19 protein-coding genes are annotated in these 21,453 nt (G+C 64.3%); 11 read left to right on the forward strand and 8 right to left on the reverse strand.

Annotated features, from left to right (window positions below; genetic code table 11):
- Positions 1-2 precede the first annotated feature (2 nt).
- A complete protein-coding gene (locus ACO06P_RS24000; protein ID WP_420347740.1) occupies positions 3-947 on the reverse strand; it encodes a metallophosphoesterase family protein in 945 nt (314 codons plus the stop codon).
- 112 nt (positions 948-1,059) lie between these two features.
- Here ACO06P_RS24000 and ACO06P_RS24005 point away from each other — a divergent pair, with 112 nt between their 5' ends.
- A complete protein-coding gene (locus tag ACO06P_RS24005; RefSeq protein WP_420347741.1) occupies positions 1,060-1,833 on the forward strand; it encodes an NTP transferase domain-containing protein in 774 nt (257 codons plus the stop codon).
- On the opposite strand, the gene ACO06P_RS24010 is transcribed toward ACO06P_RS24005, so the two are convergent.
- From ACO06P_RS24010 to ACO06P_RS24025, 4 genes are all read right to left on the reverse strand, one after another.
- Positions 1,816-2,631, reverse strand: coding sequence for an NTP transferase domain-containing protein (locus tag ACO06P_RS24010; RefSeq protein WP_420347742.1), 816 nt, complete (start codon positions 2,629-2,631; stop codon positions 1,816-1,818). The two genes, ACO06P_RS24005 and ACO06P_RS24010, sit on opposite strands and share 18 nt — an antisense overlap.
- Positions 2,628-3,782 carry a dATP pyrophosphohydrolase gene (locus ACO06P_RS24015; protein ID WP_420347743.1) on the reverse strand — a complete coding sequence of 385 codons (1,155 nt, stop codon included), beginning with the start codon at positions 3,780-3,782 and terminating at the stop codon, positions 2,628-2,630. The genes ACO06P_RS24010 and ACO06P_RS24015 overlap by 4 nt, the downstream gene beginning before the upstream one ends.
- 83 nt (positions 3,783-3,865) lie before the next feature.
- Entirely contained in the window at positions 3,866-4,630 is a 765-nt protein-coding gene (locus ACO06P_RS24020; RefSeq protein WP_420347744.1) for a sterol desaturase family protein, read from the reverse strand.
- A 116-nt stretch (positions 4,631-4,746) separates the two neighbouring features.
- Positions 4,747-5,505: a 2,3-bisphosphoglycerate-dependent phosphoglycerate mutase gene (locus ACO06P_RS24025; RefSeq protein WP_420347745.1), complete on the reverse strand. Its 759-nt coding sequence runs from the start codon at positions 5,503-5,505 to the stop codon at positions 4,747-4,749.
- 264 nt (positions 5,506-5,769) lie between these two features.
- On the opposite strand from ACO06P_RS24025, the gene ACO06P_RS24030 reads away from it, so the two are divergent.
- On the forward strand, positions 5,770-6,822 hold the full coding sequence (locus ACO06P_RS24030) for a mitochondrial fission ELM1 family protein (RefSeq protein WP_420347746.1): 1,053 nt from the start codon (positions 5,770-5,772) through the stop codon (positions 6,820-6,822).
- Between the two features lie 5 nt (positions 6,823-6,827).
- On the opposite strand, the gene ACO06P_RS24035 is transcribed toward ACO06P_RS24030, so the two are convergent.
- Positions 6,828-7,196: a hypothetical protein gene (locus ACO06P_RS24035; RefSeq protein ID WP_420347747.1), complete on the reverse strand. Its 369-nt coding sequence runs from the start codon at positions 7,194-7,196 to the stop codon at positions 6,828-6,830.
- On the opposite strand from ACO06P_RS24035, the gene ACO06P_RS24040 reads away from it, so the two are divergent.
- The 3 genes from ACO06P_RS24040 to ACO06P_RS24050 all read left to right on the forward strand — a co-directional run bounded on the left by ACO06P_RS24040 (position 7,176) and on the right by ACO06P_RS24050 (position 10,657).
- The gene (locus tag ACO06P_RS24040; protein ID WP_420347748.1) at positions 7,176-8,210 is read left to right on the forward strand and encodes a hypothetical protein; all 1,035 of its coding nucleotides are present in this window, start codon (positions 7,176-7,178) and stop codon (positions 8,208-8,210) included. The genes ACO06P_RS24035 and ACO06P_RS24040 overlap by 21 nt on opposite strands.
- A 284-nt stretch (positions 8,211-8,494) precedes the next feature.
- Positions 8,495-9,898, forward strand: a complete 1,404-nt coding sequence (locus ACO06P_RS24045; RefSeq protein ID WP_420347749.1) for a hypothetical protein — start codon at positions 8,495-8,497, stop codon at positions 9,896-9,898.
- Positions 9,899-9,910: 12 nt separating this feature from the next.
- Positions 9,911-10,657 carry a 2OG-Fe(II) oxygenase gene (locus ACO06P_RS24050; RefSeq protein ID WP_420347750.1) on the forward strand — a complete coding sequence of 249 codons (747 nt, stop codon included), beginning with the start codon at positions 9,911-9,913 and terminating at the stop codon, positions 10,655-10,657.
- 18 nt (positions 10,658-10,675) lie between these two features.
- Here the strand turns inward: ACO06P_RS24050 and ACO06P_RS24055 are convergent, their stop codons facing one another.
- Positions 10,676-12,397 carry an ABC transporter ATP-binding protein gene (locus ACO06P_RS24055; protein ID WP_420347751.1) on the reverse strand — a complete coding sequence of 574 codons (1,722 nt, stop codon included), beginning with the start codon at positions 12,395-12,397 and terminating at the stop codon, positions 10,676-10,678.
- 284 nt (positions 12,398-12,681) lie between these two features.
- Between ACO06P_RS24055 and ACO06P_RS24060 the strand changes: the two genes are divergently transcribed.
- Together ACO06P_RS24060 and ACO06P_RS24065 are read left to right on the forward strand one after the other, a co-directional pair.
- A complete protein-coding gene (locus tag ACO06P_RS24060; protein ID WP_420347752.1) occupies positions 12,682-13,530 on the forward strand; it encodes a sulfotransferase domain-containing protein in 849 nt (282 codons plus the stop codon).
- On the forward strand, positions 13,523-14,527 hold the full coding sequence (locus tag ACO06P_RS24065; RefSeq protein ID WP_420347753.1) for a class I SAM-dependent methyltransferase: 1,005 nt from the start codon (positions 13,523-13,525) through the stop codon (positions 14,525-14,527). Before ACO06P_RS24060 ends, ACO06P_RS24065 begins: the two co-directional genes overlap by 8 nt.
- A 58-nt stretch (positions 14,528-14,585) precedes the next feature.
- Here the strand turns inward: ACO06P_RS24065 and ACO06P_RS24070 are convergent, their stop codons facing one another.
- On the reverse strand, positions 14,586-15,335 hold the full coding sequence (locus ACO06P_RS24070) for a TylF/MycF/NovP-related O-methyltransferase (RefSeq protein WP_420347754.1): 750 nt from the start codon (positions 15,333-15,335) through the stop codon (positions 14,586-14,588).
- 577 nt (positions 15,336-15,912) lie between these two features.
- Here ACO06P_RS24070 and ACO06P_RS24075 point away from each other — a divergent pair.
- Genes ACO06P_RS24075 through ACO06P_RS24090 form a run of 4 tightly spaced genes read left to right on the forward strand, consistent with a single transcriptional unit; the run spans position 15,913 to position 21,440 of the window.
- Positions 15,913-16,989, forward strand: coding sequence for a cytochrome-c peroxidase (locus ACO06P_RS24075; protein ID WP_420347755.1), 1,077 nt, complete (start codon positions 15,913-15,915; stop codon positions 16,987-16,989).
- Between the two features lie 11 nt (positions 16,990-17,000).
- Positions 17,001-18,131, forward strand: coding sequence for a cytochrome-c peroxidase (locus ACO06P_RS24080; protein ID WP_420347756.1), 1,131 nt, complete (start codon positions 17,001-17,003; stop codon positions 18,129-18,131).
- Positions 18,132-18,164: 33 nt separating this feature from the next.
- Positions 18,165-18,752: an arsenate reductase (azurin) small subunit gene (locus ACO06P_RS24085; protein ID WP_420347757.1), complete on the forward strand. Its 588-nt coding sequence runs from the start codon at positions 18,165-18,167 to the stop codon at positions 18,750-18,752.
- A gap of 12 nt (positions 18,753-18,764) precedes the next feature.
- On the forward strand, positions 18,765-21,440 hold the full coding sequence (locus tag ACO06P_RS24090; protein WP_420347758.1) for an arsenate reductase (azurin) large subunit: 2,676 nt from the start codon (positions 18,765-18,767) through the stop codon (positions 21,438-21,440).
- The last annotated feature ends 13 nt before the right edge of the window (positions 21,441-21,453 follow it).

Consider the following 21,453-nt stretch of genomic DNA (forward strand, 5'->3'; position numbering starts at 1 on the left):
CTTCAGAGACTGTAGTGCCGGGCCTCGGCAAACCGGCCGGAAGCCGGGTCGAAACCCCTGGCGGTCACATCGATGCGCCACCGCGCGCCGTCGCGGGCGATGCTGTAGAGCTGATAATGCGCCTGCGGCTTTTTGCCGCTGCTGGCGGCGGAAGCCGACGGTACACCGAGCACCGGCACCGGCCCGTCACGCCCGGGAATGGTCAGCTTTCCGAACATGTGATCATGGCCATGCAGCACCAGCTCGGCACCGTGCTCCGCGATCACACTGCGGAAGGGCTCCGCATCGATCAGGCGCTTGCGCCGGGCGATGCCCTCCAGGCTCGGCGGATGGTGGAGCAGCACGACCCGGAACCATCCCTCGCTTCCCAAACGGTCCAGGGCGCTGCTCAGGCGTGCCAGCTGGGCCTCCCCCAGGGTTCCGTGCGCGCAGAACAGCGGCGTGGGCTGGGCCGAACTCAGCCCCAGGATCGCGGCCGGGCCGCGAAAGCGCACAAAGGGGAACGCATCCGGCCCCAGCGCCGGCATTCCCTCATCCTCCGCTTGATCCTCCGCCTGGGTTTGCGATGCCCTTGCGATGGGATCGCCCGCCATGAAGGCCTGCCATTTGCCCAGAGAGGCTTCCCAGGGAACCGCCACATAGGCGTCGTGGTTTCCGGGGACGACGGTGATCTGCTCGGCGCTGCCCAGGCTGTGCAGCCAGGCCCCGACCTGCGAGAATTCCTCGACCAGAGCGATATTGGTGAGGTCGCCTGTGATCACGAGATGATCGGCCTCGGCGGCTGCCAGATCCGCCGTCAGGGCGGCCAGTACCTCCGGGCGGTGCATCGCCCGGCGTTTGCGCAGCCACGACAGATAGCCGAAGAACCGCTTGTTCAGCAGGTCAGACAGCCGCACCGCTGGCAGCGGGCCAAGATGCGGGTCGGAGAGATGAGCGAGTTTAAACACCTGGTTTCGGCAGGTCCGGACGACGGCTCAAAGGTTGACGTATCTGCGGGAACATGTGATCAAAATGCCCTTCAGGGTCAAAGGTAAAATCGCCTAAGGGGTTCTTTCTGCATTGAAAGCACTGGTTATCGGGGCCGGCCAAGGCCGGCGCCTGCTTCCGCTCACAGAAGTCGAACCCAAGGCGCTTCTTCCCGTAGGCAGGCAGAGCCTGCTCGAATGGCAAGTCGATGCCCTGGTCAGCTGCGGCGTTGACGAGGTCGTGTTTCTGGCCGGTTTCAACCTGCCGGCGGTCGAGCGCAGCCTGAAACGCTGCTCGGAGCGCTGGTCGCAGGCCGCCTTCCGCAGCGTCTACAACCCGTTTTACGGCGTGGCGGACAACCTGGCGACCTGCTGGATGGCCCGGCACGAAATGGACAGCGATTTCCTGCTGCTGAACAGCGATACCCTGTTCAGCCAGCCGGTTCTCGAAACGCTGCTCGCCAGCCCGGCTGCGGCCGTCAGTCTGGCCGTCGACCATAAGGACAGGTACGACGACGACGACATGAAGGTGCAGTTGGACGGCACGCGCCTGTTGGACATCGGCAAGACCCTTCCGGCGGAGCGGGTGCACGGCGAGTCCATCGGCATGCTCTACTTCCGCGGCGAAGGACCGGGCCGCTTTGTCGCAGCCCTGGAGGCGGCCATGCTGGACGCTCAGGCGATCCGGCAGTGGTATCTTTCGGTGATCGCCGCGCTGGCGCCTGCGCTCACGGTTCAGGCGGTCACCATTAGCGGCCACGACTGGTGCGAAATCGACTATCCGGTGGATCTGCAGGCCGCCCGCCGCATGGTGGCCTCGTGGCAGGCGGACGCCGATCCTGTCCTGGCCTCAGCCAAGACCTCCTAAGACTCTTTCCGCCAGTTCCAGATCCTCCGGCTTGTCTACGTCGACGGCAGCCTCCGCGAAGGGTATCTTGACGGCGGCAACGGAGACTCCAAGCCTCGTGGAGACCCGGGCCATGGCCTCATCCAGGCTGAAGCGCCGCAGCAGATAGCTGAGCAGAAGCGCCGGGCCGAAGAGGGCGGCGATCCGCCAGGGCTGCTTGCGGTGCTGCTCGACCCTGCGCCACAGGCGCACGGCGTCCAGCCCCTCCGGCAGCCGCAAGGCAAAAAGATTGCTGCCGGAATAGCGCTCGTCGCGGAAGCGCAGGTAGGTCCGCCGGGAAGAGGGGAAGCGGGCCAGCAGGGTGCCGGAATCGGTCAGGCCGGCAGTGACCGCAGCACCGCCGCTCAGGGTTTCGGCGCAGAAGTGATCCACGATTTCGCGGCGCAGAAGGGCATGGTCCCCCGTGGTGATCAGCAGGGGACGGGCCGAGCCCATGTCCGCGGTGGCCTGGAGAACGCTGAGGCTTGGCGAGGCTTCGGCCTGCAGAGCGGTCAGGCGGCCGGTCTCCATCAGGGGAGCCAGCCCTTCGATCCGCCCGAGAAGCGCCGGGTCGCGCAGGGAAACGGCGATGGGCCCGATCCAGGGGCTGGCCGCCAGGGTGTCGATGACGCGCTCCAGCATCGGCTTTCCCGCGACCGTGGCAAGGCACTTATGCTCGACCCCGGCCGCCCGCGACACCGGGTCGTCATGGCCCCGGTCGGCGGCCAGTACCAGCGCGGCGAAGCGCCTGTCCTCCGGTTCGGCCAACGCGGGGCTCATGCGGCGAGGGCGCGCCCGTAAAGGCGGTAGGTCTTGTAGGGAACGGCGCCGACCGCTTCGATCATGCGGATCATCGGCTGGTTGTCTTCCAGAACCCATGACAGCTCGCCATGCTCGACGCCCAGCGCGCACTGGGCCCGGCGGATCTTGTCGATGACCGAAAATGCCAGCATCGCGCCCATGAGCCCGCCCTGGTGGGCCTTGCGCACCCCCATCAGCGGCACCCGCGCGGTCTTGGTGGTCTTCACCTTCAGCCGCCAGATCAGCTTGGCCCAGCCAAAAGGCAGCAGGCGCCCGTCGAGATCGGCAATCGCCTCGTTCACGTTGGGCAGGCTGATCGCCATGGCCACGGGGATGCCGTCCAGTTCCGCGATGGCGATTGACTGGGGCCGCACGATCGGCCTCAGGTCTCTGGCCAGGCTTTGCAGTTCGGCCTCGGACATCGGTACGAATCCCCAGTTTTCCGACCAGGCGTCATTGAAGATATCCATGATCGTCGACAGGTCCTGCGCGTAGCGGCCCATGTCCATCGCGCGAACCGTCAGTTCCTCGAGCCGGGCGGCCTTGCGCAGCAGGCCGGCGACCGGCGGGGGTGGCTCCCTGCGTGCATCGTAGTGATAGCACAGAAGGTCCTTTTGCTTGCGATACCCCAGGTGTTCCAGGTGTCCGGCATAGTAAGGCCGGGCGTGGCCCATCAGCAGGTACGGCGGCGCTGCGAAGCCGTCGACCAAAAGCCCCAGCTCTTCGTTGATCGAAAAGTTGAAGGGACCGGAAATGCGGCGCATGCCCTGCGCGCGAAGCCAGTCCTCGGCGGTTGCGGTCAGGGCCTGGAAGGTCTCGGCGTCATCCTCGGCTTCCAGCATCCCGAAATGGCCGGTTGCGTCGCCATGGCGCGCCAGGTGGGCATGGTTGACCTGGGCCGAGATCCGCCCGACCGTCCGCCCGGCGCGCAGGGCCAGCCAGAAGCGCGCTTCGGCTGTCTGGAAGAAAGGGTTCTTGCGGGGATTGAGGTGGTCGCGGCGTTCCTGAAGCAGCGGTGGAACCCATGCCGGGTCGTCCTGGTAGAGCGTCCAGGGAAGGCGGATAAAGGCGTCCCGCTGGGCGGCCGTCTCCACGGCCTTGATGCTCAGCGCCTGGGTGCCGCTGGTCATGCGCGTCCGGCGCTTCCAGAGCCGATCAGGGCGCGGTTCGGTGGCGAATCGCGCGGCTGCTGCCGGCCCGACACTGCGGCCGTTCAATCATCCCTTCGGTGCCTTTGGACCTGGCTGCCGTCGGCAGCCAGACCCGAGAGCTGCGCGACCCAGGGGAAGCGCAGCGTCTCCGGGCCGGTGTAGCCGAGGTTGAAGACGGTGGCGCTGCGCGGGACCTGCTTTGCATCGCCATAGAAGGTGTTGAACACGCGGTCCCAGAAGAAGTTGGTGATGCCGAAATTGCCCTGCTCGCTGTGGAAATGGTGCGCCAGATGGTGACGCTTGATCCGCCGCAGGAAAGCCAGCCTCGGCGTGAAGGGCAGGTGCTGGATGCAGTGGCAGAACTCGTAGAAGCAGGTCGTCACGATACCCGTGGCGGCCGCTGCCGCCGCTGCGCCCGGCCCACCGATCAGCCAGCCGAGCGGAATTGTGACGGCCAGGATCGTCGGCAGCGTGGTGTAGAGCGATCCGAAGAGGACGCCCAGATCGTTGGGGTCGCGGTGGTGATCGAAGTGGATGCGTTTCCACAGAGCCGCCGTCTGCGGAAACCGGTAGAGCAGGCGGCCATGCAGCACGAAGCGGTGCAGCAGGTACCACACGACGGGATAGACCAGGACCGTGGCCGCCACCGCCGCGGCCATCGCCAAGGGCGCTGCGCCCCAGTAGACCGCCAGCGTCGCGCCCACAACGCTGAGCAGCGCATAGGCCTGGATTGCCGGATAGGTGACGTAGGCCCGGACCAGGTCGCGAAGCGTCATCTTGTCGAGGAAGTACTTGCGCCCGGACCAGGGCGTTCTGCCGATCAGCACGGATTACGAACCTTTGGGTTGCTCAGGCGATCTTCATTGGGATTCAAGCCCAAGCTAGGGTGAAGGAGGACGAGAATCAACGCTTCTACAGGGTTTTCCGCATCCTTGGCGTGACATCAGATCCAGGAGATCCGGGTACCCGGCTTGTGCCGGTTGACGAGTTGGCGCAGGCGACCGCCCCAGCCCGCCGTGATCTCCCGTTTGTCCCGGACTTCGAGGCTCCGGTTCAGCCGGTAGACCAGGGGCGTCGCGGTCGCGATGCGAAACGCGGCGGCGCTGCTGTCGTTCAGGCTCTCGATCTGCCGCACCAACCCGCGGATGCTGCTGGTATGAGCAACCACCAGCGCATCGGCGCCGTCCCGCAGGCTTGGGGCGAGGGTTTCGCGCCACCAGGGGGCGACCCTTTCGCTGGCCTGCTCCAGGCTCTCGCTGCGCGGCAGCAAGGCGCGGTCGATTCCGGCGTAGAGCGGGTCCTGGCAGGGCAGGCGCGGGTCGCCGTCGGGCAGCGGCGGCGGCGCGGCCGTGAAGTCGCGGCGCCACCGGCCGAGCTGCTGGTTGCCGTGGCGTATCGCCATCTTGGCCCGGTTTTCGCCCTGCAGGATGCCGTAATGGCGCTCGTTCAGCCGCCAGCTTCGCGTCACCGGCAGTTCCGGCTGTTCCATCGCCTGCAGCATCACGGCCAGGGACTCCGCCGCCCGGCTCAGACAGGAGGTGGCGCAGACGCCGAACGCGAGGTCCAGCCCGGCCACGAGCCGCCCGGCGGCGCGGGCTTCGCGGCGGCCCTCGGCGCTCAGGGGCGCGTCAGCCCAGCCGGCGAAGCGGTTCTGCTTTGACCATTCGGTTTTGCCGTGCCGTACCAGCACAAGTGTAGGCATTTTCTCCCCTGCTTTGCCGGGCCGCGCCGTTGCCCGCGAGAGCCTTTACCGTCGTGGCCAGGGGATATAAACCCTAGAGGGGCCGCCCGCAAATGCTCGCCTTGTTCCGGGCCGAGGGGCGGCCTGCTCTTGAACCCCTGGAAGCCAACAAGCAGAGGCCATCGGCCCGAGGTCATGACCGCAGCGCAGCCCCAAGCCGTATTGGAGCAACAGTTACCGGAACCGGATGGTGATATCGCACGGTCTCCTTTGGTGTGGCTGCTGTTGGACGATCGGCCCGGCCATGTGACCCAGGTAGTCGGCCTCGCAGAGGCCCTGGGTTGGCCCTATGAGACCAAGAGGCTGCAGTTCACCCCGCTGAACCGCATCAGCAATCGCCTTCTGGGTGCCAGCAAAGCAACGCTTCGTCGTGAAGCTGCGGCGGGTCTGCAGCCGCCCTGGCCCGATCTGGTGATCGCCATGGGTCGCCGCTCCGCCCCGGTGGCGCGCTGGATCAAGCGTCAAAGCGGCAATCGTACACGCCTGGTGCAGCTGGGGCGCAAGGCCGCCAACGTGGCCGGCCCCTTCGACCTGGCCGTCAGCTGCCGCCACTTTCAGCTTCCCGATCACCCCAAGCGGATCCAGGTGCTCCTGCCGCCGACGCAGGTCGACGGCGACCGCCTTCGCGATGCGGCCGCGCGCTGGCCGGCCCTGCTCGGCGCCGCGGCGGCCCCGCGCGTCGTTCTGCTGGTCGGCGGCACCACGGCGCACCATCGCCTGACGGCCGAAACGGCCCTGAGGATGGCCGGCGAGGTCCAGGCCTTTGCGGAGCGGCTGGGCGGTTCGCTCACCTGCGTCACCAGCCGGCGCAGCGGGACGGCGGTGGAATCGGCCTTGCGGCAGGGCGCTCCCGGGGCGCAGCTCCATTGCTGGCGACCGCGGCAGTCTGAGAATCCTTACCTCGGGTATCTGGCGCAGGCTGACATCCTGGTGGTCACGGGAGAGAGTGAATCGATGCTGGCCGAGGCGGCGGCGACCGCAAAGCCGCTTCTCATATACCCGGTTCCGCCGCGCCCCCGGTCGCTGCGCGCGCGCTGGGCCGGGCGGATTCTGGCGCAGGCGCAGAAGCGGCAGGGCCCGGTCGGAGGATTGTGCAGAAGCCTTATCGAGAGCGGTGGGGTCGTGCCCCCACGCGACCTCGAAATCATGCACCGGGGCATGGTAGAGGCCGGGCTGGCGCGGCGGTTTTCCCGCGACGAGACCCTGCGAAAGCCCGAACCGCATCCCGGCCAGCGCGGACTGCTGGAACGCGTCAGGCTGCTCCTGGAGCGCCAATGACGGTGTCAGACGATGTGCGCCCGGCGAAGGAAACGGCGGCGGATGGCTTCCTCACCCGTTGCGGCAGGGTTCGGTTTTCCGGCGAACGGACGCTTTGGTTTCATGGGAAAGAATGTATTGATTTCAAATCCGTCGGACCTCTTATTGAGGCACTTTCTGAGCGTTTCTCGCGCCTCGACTTTGTCTTCACGGCACCCGATCCGGCGGTGCGCGCGTGGCTGGCGGCTCACTTTCCCAACGCAACCGTTCTGCCGCCCCCATGGCCGCAGGCCCTCTTTGCCGGGCGTTATCTGGCCAACTTGAATGTCCGCGGCGTTGTGCTGCTGACAGCTGCCGGCCAGATGGAGCAATTCATGCTGCGCGCTGCCCGCCATCGTGCGGCGCCGGTCGTCGTGATGGACTTCTGCGGCGCCGGCGAACAGGGGCGGTCCGGCGCTGATCCGGTGGCCGCCACTCGGGTGACGGCCGCGGACCTCGACAGCGTGCAGCACGGCTTCGTCGCCGGCGAGGCGGCGCGGGCCGCGCTTTTGGAGGCCGGGCTGCCGGGTGGGCGTGTAACCTTGCTCTCCGCTGATCCAGAGATCCGAAAGGAGGCGTTTCTTCAGGTCGCGGCTCCGCTTTTGCGGCAGGACCTCAAGCTGATGCGCAGTGCCCAGCGCCCCTTGCGCCGGCGTTTCGAACAGGCGGCATTGCGCTGCATGGATCATCCGCGCGTCAGGCGTTGGCTCTCGGCAATGGTCGAGCGCGTCGATACCCTCGATCAGCTGGGCGCGCGCCTCGGAAATCCCTCCACCATCCTCTGCCTGGGCAACGGGCCGTCGTCCGAAGCGCCGGAGGTCGGAAACGTTGCCTTCGATTGTTTGTTCAGGGTCAACCACGTCTGGCATTCACGTGGTTTCCTCACCGCGCCGGACATGGTCTTCACCGGCGCAAAGGCGACGCTGGCAGCCGTGCGGGCGCCGGTCTTCGGCCTGCAGAGCATCAAGTCGGAAGGCCGCCTTCTGGCCACCCGCTTCCTGCGGCCGGGGCGGGGCCGAAGCTGCTATGCGACAATCGAACGCTTCGGGCTCTATCTCTCGGAGGCGCGCTGGGAGGGGGTCCGCCCGACCAACGGCGCGGCGATGCTGGCGACCGCCGTGGCGCTGAAGCCCGCGCGTCTCGTGATCTCCGGCATCGACCTATTCAGCCATCCGGACGGCACCTATCCCGGGGACCGCACGACTCCGAACGCCTATTCGCCGGGCCACGATGCCGAGTCCGAACTGGCACTGCTGCTGGAGGCCCTGGATCTCTACCAGGGTGAACTGACAATCCTCAGTCCCGCGTTGAAGGCACGCTGGGACGAGCACTGTGCCGCGCGGCCGCAGGCCCGCGATGCCCTGGCCTGAGCGAGGGTGCCTGCAGGCGTATTCTGCGCGTGACCGGGCCGGTTTACCGCTCCAACTCCCCCTTGTCCCGGGCGGGCGCGTCTGATTTAAAGGTTCCGGGCTAGAGGCCTCGGGGCCCAAAGGTATGCGGGGCCCAAAGATATTCGAGCCCCAAAGGTATCCGGCCTCCGGCCGTCTCTCGGTTGCGTGTCCTTGCCTGGTTGGCAGTCTGCCCAGGGCGGGAAGCATGCAACCGCCGAAGCCGTCGTTGAGTTGAACCCACCGTCTGTTGGGAGAGTGAGTCGTTGACTGCTGTCCAGCCCAGTTTCAAGACCAAGTATTATCACAAGCGGATCGGCCACCTGTTGAGCCTGGAGCGCGGCCGGCCGCCCGGCATGCGCGGTGTGCCTGAGCTTGTGGCGCTGGATGTCGTGCCCGGTGTGACGCCGAGTGCGAAGCCGCCGGTGCGAATCTTCCTCGGCACCGAGCCGGCGCAGCATCGCGCCGAGCGGATCTTCGTCTGGTCGATCCTGCAGGCGCGCGACCCGGCGCGCCGCTACGAGATCTATCTGATGAAGGACCTCGAAGGGTTCGACAGAACGAAATGGAAGACGGGCTTCACCGCCTACCGCTACGCAATCCCCGATCTGGCCGGTAAGACCGGCCGCGCCATCTACAACGACGTCGACCAGATCTACCTGACCGACCCGGCCGAGCTCTTCGATCTCGACATGCAGGGGGCCGGCCAGATGTGCATCACCGAGAGGGAAACCGCGGTGATGCTGCTGGATTGCGAGAAGATGGCGAAGATCTGGCATCACGAGGACGCCCAGCGCGGTGAGCGCCACAAGTTCTTTCGTCGCCGGGTGCACGCAATCGACGGAATGTGGCGTCAGCTTTCGGGCGTCTGGAATGCGCGCGACCATGAGTACGAACCGGGCGTGTCCAAGCTGCTGCACTACACAACACTGCAGATGCAGCCCTGGCGGCCCTTTCCCAAGATCCTGCGCTACAAGGAAAACCCGAACGGGAAGATCTGGTTCGAGATGGAGCGTGCGGCCGATGCGGCCGGCTTCACGCTGTTCACCGAGGAGCGGCCCAGCCAGCGCTACCGCGACCTGGTGAAGATGTACAAGACCATGCACGAGGAGGGTTCGCCAAGCACCGGCAAGGCGCCGGACTGGACCTTCACCGGCAAGTCGCTGACCGAGCATGTCGGCCGCATCGGCGGCATGATCCGAGAGTCCGGTGCCAAGACCGTGCTCGACTACGGCTCCGGAAAGGCACAGTTCTACGAGGACTATCCGGGCGAGCCGACGGGGTCGCGCCTCAAGGCCATGCGCCAGTGGGGTGATGTCAAAGTGACCTGCTACGATCCGGGATACGAGCCCTTCTCGGGTCCCATCGAGCCAAGCTACGACGGCGTCATCTGCACCGACGTCCTCGAGCACATTTCCGAAGAAGACATCCCCTGGGTGCTGGACAAGCTGTTCGGCCATGCCAGCCGCTTCGTCTTTGCCGTGGCGGCCTGCTATCCGGCCAAGAAGCATCTGCCGGATGGCCAGAACGCGCACTGCACGGTCCAGCCGCCGGAGTGGTGGCGCGAGCAGATGGAAGTCGCGGCCCGCCGCAATCCGGGCAAGCAGTGGCAACTCTGCGCCCAACTCAGGGGTGCGCTTGGCAAGAGCGACCGCGTCTTTCGCGGTTAAGAGGGCAGCCTCATGCTGAACTTCGAATCCATGGAGTTCGACTACGATCCCTATCCGGTCGGGCTTGCGCGCGGCGCTCTGGACCCGGACATTTATCGGGAACTGATCGATACTTTTCCCGAAGACAGCGTCTTTGTCCCGCAAGAGTTTCACGGGATCAAGTACTCGCTTTCACGCCTCAACAACAAGGCGGGCTATTTCGAACACCTGCGCAGGAATGCTGCCTGGGGGCGCTTTTACGACTACATAAACAGCGAGCGCTTCATTTCCGACACCATGGCGATGCTGAAGGCGCACAACGTTGACCTGGGCCTGGCCAACCTGTCGTGGAAGAAGCGGGCAATCAAACGCTTCAAGGCCTTGAAAAAGGGCAATCCGCAGCCGCACATTCCGCGCCTGCGCTCTCGCTTCGAGTTCTCCTCCATGCCTGTGACCGGCGGCAATATCCGCCCGCACACCGACCATACCTCGAAGGTCGTGACGATGGTGATTCCCATGTTGCACGAAGACGAGTGGAAAGAAGAGTACGGCGGTGGCACCAGCGTTATCTGGCCCAAGGATCGCAGCCGCAGTTTCAACCTCGTCAACGGCTATCTGGACTTTGATGAGGTCGACTGCCTGCGGACCTACCCCTTCGAGCCGAACCAGTGCCTGGTTTTCGTGAAGACCTACAACTCCTGGCACGCGGTCTGGCCGATGACCGGCAATGACCCGAAGGTTCTGCGTCGAACCCTGACGATCAACATCGAGAGCATATGAGGGTGCGGCTGTCTGCCGTCAGGCCGGCCGCTTCAACGCGCGCCCGTTCTTGACCAGTTCGACCCTGCCTCGATCGACGTGATAGGTACGGTCGGCAATCTCGGTCCAGGCCTCGCGGTGGGTTATGGCGAGAACGGTCATGTCACGGCTGATCGCGTCGATGTTGCGGCAGATCGCCTTCTCGGTCTGCGGGTCCAATGCGCTGGTCACCTCGTCAAGGACGAGGAGCCTCGGTTTTCCGGCGAGCGCGCGGGCCAGCGCGATGCGCTGGCGCTGGCCGCCGGAGAGCTTGGCGCCCTTTTCGCCGACGAAGCTGTGCAGGCCCTCCGGAATGGCGGCGACGAAGTCCCAGGCGCCTGCGGCTTTCAGGGCCGCTTGTGCTTCGGCTTCTCCGATGCGCGGGTCACCCAGAGTTACGTTGGCCAGGATCGTGTCGTGAAAGAGGGTCAGCTCCTGCGGTACGTAGCCGATCAGGCCGCGCCAGGCCTGCAGGTCGATTTCGTTGAGCGGAACTCCGTCGATCAAGATGCGTCCGTTTTGCGGCTGGTAGAGACCAAGCAGGAGGTCGGTGAGTGTCGTTTTTCCCGAGCCCGAAGGTCCGGAAATGACCGTTAACCCGCCGCAGGGAATGTCGATGGTCACGTTTCGAAGCATCTCATCGGAATCGAACGCGAATGACACGTCTTCGAAGCGGCAGCCCTGTGTCAGGGTCGGAACGGCGGCGCCTGTGCCCTGTTCGCCTGCCGCGAAGGCCTCGTCGATCAGCTGGCGCATGGACCAGTAAGGGCTCTCGTAGAGCACCGCCTTTTGAAGCTGCCGCTGCATCTTCCCGATGCTTGAGATCGCTCGGAAAAGCAGAATGCCCATGACCAGCAGCTGCGAAACCGGGACATCCCAGCGCGTGGTCGCGAGGTAGAAGCCGACGCCGATGACGATGGCGACGAGCATCTCTTCCAGGTTCTTAAGGGCATACTGGTTAATGATCTGGCGGCGCAGCGCCTTGTTCAGCTGCCGGATCTTGCGGTCGAAGAGATTGGTGAACTTGCCCGCCTTGGCCATGGCCTTGAGCGGTTTGATGTTGCTCAGCGCATCGCTGAGATAGACCACAAGCTCTGACGTCCTGCGAACCTGCCTGCGTCCGGCTTTCTTGCTCGCCTTGACGAGGAAGTGCAGGACGAGGGCGATGCTGCCGCCGATTGCCAAGGCCACCAGGGCGAGCTGCCAGGACACCAGGGCGGCGACGATGCTGTAGATCACGGTCTGGAAAACGTTCACCTGGAAGTTCGCGGCCATCAGATAGGCCTGGCCGGCCCGGGTGGCATCAACACTCATGGCGTTGGCGATACGGCCCAGGGGCTGTTGCGTCAAGAAGCCCCAGCGGACCGACAGCAGGCTCGTGATCAGCTCTGCCCGCAGGCCGGTGGCGACCGTTGCCACGGCATTGCCGACATACTTCATGGCCGCCATGGTGAGCAGGCACTTCAACAGGATTCCGCTGACCACAAGCGTCAGCAGCAGCCCCAACTCCGGTTTCAGGCCCAGGTACCCGAGCACCTGTTCCAGATAGAGGCTGATCGTGGAGACCTCGTCTCCGCCCTCCTCGTCAATCGCCAGGGAGAGCAAGGGCAGCAGCGTGGCGAGGCCAAGGCCCTCGGCAACGGCAGCCAGGAGCAAGCAGGCGAGCACCAGCCAGGGCTTCGTGCCCTTAGCGCCGTAGAAGATGCGAAGCACGCTGATCATCGACCATCTATTTGCGTGATTTCCAGATGGGTCAAGGCTAATTCACAGGACCGCCACGCCAACTGCCCGGTGCTTCGCGACCTCGAAGCCCGGACTGCGGCCCTCGCGGACCCCGGGCCTCTTGCCGCCGCTGCGCCCCGCGAGGCGTGCCGGCGCACGGCGGGTGAGGGCATGCTTTCTGCTTGACAATAAAGAGCGGCGTGGCGGAGGTTCTGGCGGCAAGGCAAGGAGCCTGGGCTTCCACTAGGTTGGGCGAAACGGTCGCCTGAGAGAAACCGCGCACTATGGGCAACGCTAGCCAGTACCCGCTACACAAGACGATCAAGAAGCTTCTGCCGAAGGCGGCTTCCAAGTACGTCGATCGCAGAGTTAAGCTTCATCTTTGTGATGCCGTCGTGATTTCTTATCCGAAGTGCGGCCGGACCTGGCTTCGCGCAATGCTGACCCTCTATTTTGCCAAAATCTACAATACGCCAAGGGATGTATTGTTCGATTTTGCCAACATTCATAGGTCAGACTCGCGGGTGCCGAAGATTTTCTTTTCCCACGAAGCCGACTACAAGGGCAGCCCCGACCGCATTTCCATCGACCGCAGACGCCTGGAGGCCAAGAAGCTGATTTTCCTGGCGCGTGATCCCCGCGACGTCATCGTGTCCCTTTATGCGCACCGGCTCCGTCGCGACAGGAATTGGGACGGGCCCATTAAGGACTTCATTGCAAGCGCAGAGGGCGGATTCGCGACGGCGTTGCGATACTTCACGCTATGGAGCGGCTTTCTGGAAGGTCACGGCGACGCCGTCGTCGTTCGCTATGAGGACCTTCATTCGGACCCTCAGCGGACCTTTCAGGCCGTGCTGAGTCATCTCGAACAACCTATCGATCACATCGCGCTTGCGGAGACTGTCGAGGAGACGCAGTTTGCGCAGCTCCGCCACATGGAAAGCCAGGGCGGTTTTCGGTCGAACCGTCTCAATGCAGGTCACATCGACGACCCGCAGGCCTTCAAGGTTCGCCGCGGGGTTGTCGGTGGCTTCGTTGAAGACCTCTACCCGGGGCTGATCAGTCAGGTAAGCACAATGATGGACAGGGAGTTGCAGGGCGCGTTCGGGTACCAGGCGGGAAGCGGTGATTAGGTTCAAAGCAGGAAAGACGGAAGCGGTGCGCAAGTCCAGCCTCGAAGACACTCCCTTGGGCGTGGATCGGGAGGCCCTATGGAAGGCTTTCGAGCCCTTCGCCTTGCCTGAGAATGCGGAGAACGCAGTGGTTTGGCGCGATGGCGTCAAGCGGCAGCGCAAGCGGATCGCCAAAAACCTTCGCCGCAAGTACTTCGGAGGGAAGCCCAAGGTCGCAGCGCGCACGACGCAGGTGATCACGGACTCCTACGCGGCGAAGTGGAACGAAATCGGATACGCGAACTACGACATTGCCAAGAAGCAAGGCAACTACGCCCCATGGCTGTGGGGGGACCGCCGTTTTCTGGCCAGTACCTATGGTTCAGCGCGCTTTCGCCATCTGCTGCTTGCGGCCGTGATCGAAAGGCTGCAGCCGAAGACGGTTCTGGAAGTCGGTTGTGGCAACGGCATCAATCTGCTGCTGCTCGCGAACCGCTTTCCGCACATCAGTTTCGCGGGGGTTGAACTGACCGACGCCGGGCCGGGCGTGTTCGACGCGTTGAGATCGGCGGGCGCGCTTCCTGCGAACCTCGTCGACTACGCCCCCCTGCCGGCGCGGGACCCGACCGCCTTCCAACAGGTGTCCATTCGCCAGGGCACGGCGGAACGGCTTGAGTTCGCCGATGGCTCCGTCGATCTTGTCATGTCGATCCTGGCTCTGGAACAAATGGAGCGCATTCGCCGCACAGCCCTGCAGGAGATGGCAAGGGTCTGCTCACGATGGACCCTCATGATCGAGCCATTCCGTGAAGTCAACGGATACCTCTGGCCGCGCTTCAACATCCTTCGGCAGGACTACTTTCAGGGACGCGTCCGTGATCTCCCGCGCTTCGGGCTCCATCCGATGATCGTGACGGACGACTTCCCGCAGGAAATTCACCTGCGCGCCTGCATGGCGCTTTGCGGCAAGGCCGGCAGCGACGGGGCCCTGGAGCCGGCTGCCTTGGCGGCGGAGTAGCCCCCGGAGCATCGCTTCGCCGCGGCCGGGCCCGGCGCGCCTACTTTGTGAGGCACTGCTACTTTATGAGAAGGCCTTGGCCGGTGGGGACATGAACGACCTGGCGGCCAAAGCACTCCGCCGCCTCGTCCATGGCCTTCCTGGCGCCGGGACAGGTATTGAATCCGTAGTCATCGCAGATAATGGCGCCACCCGGAACGAGCCGGGGATAGAAGAAGCGGACCGAGTCCCGCGTCGGTTCGTAGAAGTCGACATCGATGCTCACAAGGCGGAACCGTTTGTCTGCGACCTCGCCGAAACGCTCCGGAATCCAGCCCTCGTAAAACACGGCTTGGGCGTGCGCAGCCAGGTTTCGGCGGGTGTTCTCCAACGGGCTGGCGAACTCGCCGGCCTGCAACGCCCGTACGGCCTCCGTCTTCGGTATGTCGTGTTCGCTGGGCTGTGACAGGCCGCTGAAGGAATCGAAGATGTGGTGTGGCCTGTCGTCTCCCAGGGCCGACATGATGACGTGGCTCGACGCGCCGTCAAGGGCGCCGCATTCGGCGCTGTCTCCAGGCAGATGGCGAAGACTGCGCGCGAGGTTGTAGAGAAAGAACTGGCGTTCTTTGATCCGGGGATAGTGCGGATCAAAGCGGCGCATGACCGCAAGGACCTCCGGATCGTCCTGCCAGTTCGTATGTTTGTTGTAGATCCTCATGTCCAGCCACTTGGCGAACTGGTTCATGACGTAAAAAGCGAAATCGCGTTTCTCGTGCGGCTCTCCGATCAGCGAGCGGTAGCCGTAACGCATGAGCTTTCGCAACTGCAAAGGTAAGGCCTCTCTCTCACGTGGCTCTGGGGTTACGGAACCCTGGGCCTACATCGTCTCGTGTTTGGCAGGATTTCAGTGACACCGCAAGCCGCGGCATCCGCTGGAAGGCGGTGCCGTGGCCGTGGCGCGACGAGCGCTTCGCCTTTGCCCGTCAGCGCGCGATGCAGTCGCGGCACCCTGAGCGGTATGGGCGAAGAGGGCGGCCGACCTGCAACCGGCTTCGATGGGTTTGATCGGCACCATGTGCGCAAAGGGCAATATCCGCTGCGACACGGCGTGCTTGATGCATCCGCATTGATCTCGATCAAAGCTGTCGCTGGCCCGGGCTGCTTGACTTTGCAGGACGACGGTCACGGGCACGCCATCGCCCCGTCATCGGCCGCGTCAAGGGGGCGACTACCGACAATCGACATGACCTGGGCTTCTTGCCACGCGCGGAAGGTCAGGGACGACACTGGGCGCACCGCACTGGGCAAAATGCACACAAATGAAATGCAGATTGGGCCTGAATCACACCTGGCCGAAAGCGCACCGGGTCAAAGCACCCGCGTGCGAAGCAAAGGAGAGACTCCAGATGATCCTTAGAACCCTGCTCGCAGGCATGCTGCTTGTGAGCCCTGCGGCTATGGCACAGGATGCGGTCACCCCGGAACCACCGCTGGAGGTAAACGCGGCGCGCGCCGAATTGGGCAAGCGGCTGTTTTACGACTTTCGGTTATCGGGGGATACATCGCTTGCCTGCGCGAGCTGCCATCAGCCCGACAAGGCCTTCACCGACGGCCTTCCGCTGTCGGCTGCTTACACGGGCGCGGCGCATTTCCGCAACTCACCGACGCTGGCCAATGTCGGCTTCCGCGATGCCTGGATGCATGACGGGCGACTCGGAACCAATCTCAACGACACGGCGCGGGAGATGATCACCGAGACCTACCTGATGAACATGGATATGCGGATCATGCAGGAGCGTCTCAAGCAGGACCCGGTTTATGTCGAGATGTTCAAGGCGGCGGGCATGTCCGAGCCTTCGAACGGTGGCGCCCGCAACGCCCTTATGGACTTCATGAAGACTATTCAGTCGCGCAATGCGCCCTATGATACCGGCGCCCTGTCGGCCGCCGCCCAGCGGGGGCAGGCGATCTTCGAAGGCAAGGGCCAGTGTTCGAGCTGCCATTCCGGCAGCCGCTTCACCGACGACCAACCGCACAACATCGGCGTACCGGACAATCCCGATATCTGGGCCGATGCCGAACGCCATTCGGCTTTCGTCACCTACGCCAAGTTCTTCGGCGTGCCGAACTATATGAACCTCCGCGAAGACCTCGGCGCCTATATCCGGACCCACCGCGACGAGACGCGCCGCAGCTTCCTCACACCGACGCTGCGCGAGCTGGCATGGACGGCGCCCTATATGCACAACGGCGTTTTTGAGACGCTGGAGGAAGTCGTGGACTTCTACGACGCCGGTGGCGGCGACGATCCGCTGAAGGACACGCGTTTGAAACCCCTTGGCCTCGTCCCCACCGAGAAAGCCGATCTGCTGGCCTTCCTGCAGAGCCTCTCCGGCGACAGCTTCGATATCGACGCCTATGTCTGGCGTGAGGACGACTACGACTATGCGCTGATCGAAGACTGGCGCAACGTGCAGAACTGAGGGAGGCTGCCATGACGACACGCATCACCATTACCGCCCTCGCTCTCGCCGGACTCACAGCCGGAGCGGCGCTGGCCGACAACAATCCCCGTCCCGAAGGCTTGGCGCCGCTGGGGCCGCCGCCGATCCCGGCGGACAATCCGATGAGCCCGGAAAAGGTCGCGCTCGGCGAGAAGCTCTTTTTCGATCCGATCCTCTCGGGGAACGCCGGCATGCCCTGTTCGGCCTGCCACCGTCCGGAGGCCGGGTGGGCCGTGCAGGCCCCGATCAGCTTCGGCTACCCCGGCACGACCCATTGGCGCAACAGCCAGACCGTCGTGAACTCGGCCTACTACGGCAAGCTCTTCTGGGCCGGCGCGAGTGGCAGCCTGGAACACCAGGCGCGCTCCGCCGCCCGCGGCGGCGTCGCCGGCAACGGCGAGGACGACATGATGGAGGCCCGGCTGGCCTTCGTGCCGGAGTACCGCGAGGCCTTCAGAGAGGTCTTCGGCGATGACTGGCCCAGCATCCGCCACGCCTACATGGCCATCGCCGCCTACCAGCGGACGCTGGTCCAGACGGACACGCCCTTCGATACCTACATGCGCGGCGATGACGATGCACTGACCGCTCAGCAGAAGCGGGGGCTGGAGCTCTTTGCGGGCAAGGCGAACTGCATCGCCTGCCACAACGGCCCGCTTCTGACCAACGAAGCCTATTACAACACCGGTGTGCCGCCTTACAGCGGTTGGGAAGAGGATCCGCTCGCCCAGATTACCTTCCGCTTCGAGCTCTACGCCAAAGGCGTGACGGAGAAGAAGTACCGGGCCCTCAAGGACGATCCGGGGCTCTACTTCCGCACGAAGCAGGACAGCGATATGGGCAAGTTCCGCGTGCCCTCTCTGCGCTACACCAAGTACACCTTTCCCTACATGCACAACGGCATGATCGAGACACTGCGCGACGTGGTGGTGTTTTACAACGAGGGTGGCGGCGAGAACGAGTTCGCGGCGAACAAGTCCTCGCTCATCCAGCCGCTCGGCCTGACCGACGCGGAAGTCGACGACCTTGTGGCTTTCCTCGAAAGCCTCAGCGGTGAGGAGATCGTGCCGGACGATCCTGAGCTTCCGTTCATGGAACCGCTGCCCGCACTGCAGAATTGACGGGGCGCAGAACCGATAAGGAGAGATACGACAATGAGCAACGTAGATCCAAAGGTCCGCGCCGCCATCAATGGCGAGAACGGCGAAGCCGAAAAGGCCGGAACGCGGCGCTGCCTGATGAACCGGCGCCAGTTCCTGCTGACGGGCGGCATTGCCACCACGGTGGTGATGGTAGGCATCCCTGGTATGGCCGAGGCACAAACCCCGGCCGCCGTGTCCACCTATCCGCGCAAGCTGATTGCCAAGCTCAGCGATCTGGAGGTCGACGAGCCCTTCGACTTCGAATACCCCGACGAGGGCGCCTATGCGGAGTCTATTCTCGTCAAGCTCGGTCGCGAGGCCGGCGGCGGTATCGGGCCCGACAAGGACGTGGTGGCCTTCAACTACACCTGCACGCACCAGGGCGGTCCGCTGCAGGGTACCTACCAGGCCGCGGACAAGGCGCTCGGCCCTTGTCCGCTGCACCTGACGACCTTTGATCTCACGCGCCACGGCATCTTCATCTCGGGCCAGGCATACCAGTCGCTACCGCAGGTGCTTCTGGAACTCGAAGGGGATGAGATCTATGCCGTCGGCATGTTCGGCCTGATTTACGGCCGCTTTGACAACCTGCAGGGCTGAGGGGGAAAGCGCATGTCCACGCCATATTACGTACCGGAAACCTCTGTGCCGCTGCCGCCGCCTGACGCGGACGTTATCTCGACCGCCTGCGACTACTGCGTTGTCGCTTGCGGGTACAAGGTCTACCGCTGGCCCGTAGCCGGCGGCAAGGTGGGCGGGCCCAAGGCGGAGGAGAACGCCTTCGGCGAAGACTTCCCGGTCAATCCGCTCGGCGCCTGGGTTGCGCCCAACCAGCATAACATCGTGCTGCACAACGGCGAGCCGCACCACGTCGTGATTGTTCCTGACAAGGACACCCAGTTCGTCAACTACACGGGCAATTCCTCCATTCGCGGCGGGGCGATCGCCCAGAAGGTCTACAACCCGCAGACGCCGACGCGCGACCGGCTCAAATCGCCGATGGTTCGGATGTTCGGCGTCCTGATGCCGGTGACCTGGGACTTTGCCCTCGATATCGCAGCCGAAGTCGGCAACTACGTGCTGGAAAAGCACGGCACCAACGCCTACGGCGTCAAGACCTTCTCCTATGGCTACATGGAGAACACCTACGCCATTACCAAGTACGCCCTGCGGCACGTGCGGACGGCGAACTTCACTTTCCACGACACGCCCTCCGACGTGACCTCCACCCCGGGCTTCCGGGACGCGGGTTTCGACAACTTCGGCCCCAGCTATGACGACTGGGCCGATGCCGAGACCCTGTTGATGTGCGGGACAGACCCCTACGAGTCGAAGACCATTCTGTTCACCGACTTCATCATGCCGGCGATCCAGGGCGGGCAGAAGACGATTTTCATGCTGCCGCGCCGTACGGGTGGCGTCGCCTACGCCGAGAAGAACGGCGGCCTTGTGCTCGACATCCAGCCCGGCACCGACCTGCCGGTGGTCCTCGCCATCGCGCGGGTCATCGTCGAGAACGGCTGGGAGGATTCCGAGTGGATCCAGAACTGGGTCAACAACAAGTGGGAGTCCTCTTCCGGCTTCGGTCAGGGCACCCGCAACACGCCCTGGCAGTGGCGGACCACCTGGGGCAAGTTCCAGACCAGCGGCTTCGAGGATTGGAAGGAGTGGCTGCTGGCGCAGGATTACTCGAAGCCCGAGGTCGCCGCGGAGATGGCGCAGATCGATGTACAGAAGATCTATACCGCCGCGGAGTGGATGGCGAAACCGCGCGATGACGGGTCGCGTCCCAAGACCTCGATCATGATCGAGAAGGGGTTCTATTGGTCGAACAACACCGGCAACACCCAGGCCATTTCCTCGCTCGGCATCATCTGCGGGGCCGGCGGCAGGCCCGGGCAGGTGATCGGTCGGGCCGGCGGGCACCAGCGCGGCGGTCTCCGGGGCGGTGGCTATCCCCGCAACAAGTCGCCGGAGAAACTGCCGGGCCGGCGGCGCCGTGCGATGGACACCGACCGCTACCTGATGTCGGGCCACACCCGCTTGGCGCATGTGATCGGCACCACCTGGGTTCAGGCCATGTGCGGCAGCCAGTCGCTGCAGGCCAAGTTCGATGAACTGACCACGCGCAATCCCCACCAGGTTATGTCCTTCGAAAAGCAGGACATCATCGACACGCTCAAGCGGCGGGTGGATTCCGGTGGCATGGTGGTCTGGGACCAGGACATCTATCTGGTCGACCCGATCGGCGCACGCTATGCGGATATCGTCTTTCCGGCGTCGGGCTGGGGCGAGGATACCTTCACCCGCGCCAACGGCGAGCGCCGCCTGCGGCTCTATCCGAAGTTCTACGACGCCCCGGGCGAAGCCAAGCCGGACTGGTGGATTATCGCCCAGCTGGCCAGGAAGATGGGTTTCGAAGGGTTCGACTGGCGCAATTCGAACGACGTGCTGGAGGAAGGCGCCCGCCATTCGCGCGGCTCGCGCAAGGACTTCAATATGGTGCTTGTCGCCGCGCGGCGCGAAGGCAAGACGCTTCACGAAAAGTTCGCTGAATTCGGCACCAACGGTATCCAGGGCCCGGTGCTGATGGATTCCGACGGCAATCTGGTCGAGACCAAACGCCTTCATGACGTGAACCGCGTGCTGCCGGCAGAAGGTCCCTACGGTAAGAACGTCTTCAACAAGAAGCTCACGCACTTCAACAGCCAGACCGGCAAGTGCAACATCCAGAAGGCGCCATGGGATCTCTTCGCCAGCTATTGGGAGTGGCTGAAGCCGCGCGAGGGCGAGATCTGGATTTCCTCCGGACGGATCAACGAGCGCTGGCAGTCGGGCTACGACGATCGGCGCCGACCCTATATCGTGCAGCGCTGGCCGGAGAACTGGATCGAGCTTCACCCGAAGGTGGCCGAGGCCCAAGGGATCGAGTCCGGCGACTACGTCCAGGTCTATTCCGACCGAATCCCAGTGCAGAAAGACACCATCGTCGGTGTCGAGGGCTCGGACTTCGATTTCGCCTCGCTTCTGAAGAACGGGCACATCGAGCTGACACGCGCGTCCATCACGGCGGTGGCCATTGTCACCCCTGCGGTCAAGGAAAACCTCGGCTACATGGACTTCCTGCACACCGCGCAGCCGGCGAATGCGCTCGCGGGCCGGGTCGTGGACTGGATCAGCGGCAACTACAACTACAAGATGGGCGTCGGCAAGGTGCGTAAGATGGGTGAAAGCCCGTACAAGACGCAGTTCCGGTCGATGTCTTTCGCCCGCCGCGACATCGCCTAGTTGCAAGAGAGCG

This window comes from Pelagibius sp., assembly GCF_965227505.1.
Taxonomy (GTDB): domain Bacteria; phylum Pseudomonadota; class Alphaproteobacteria; order Kiloniellales; family Kiloniellaceae; genus Pelagibius.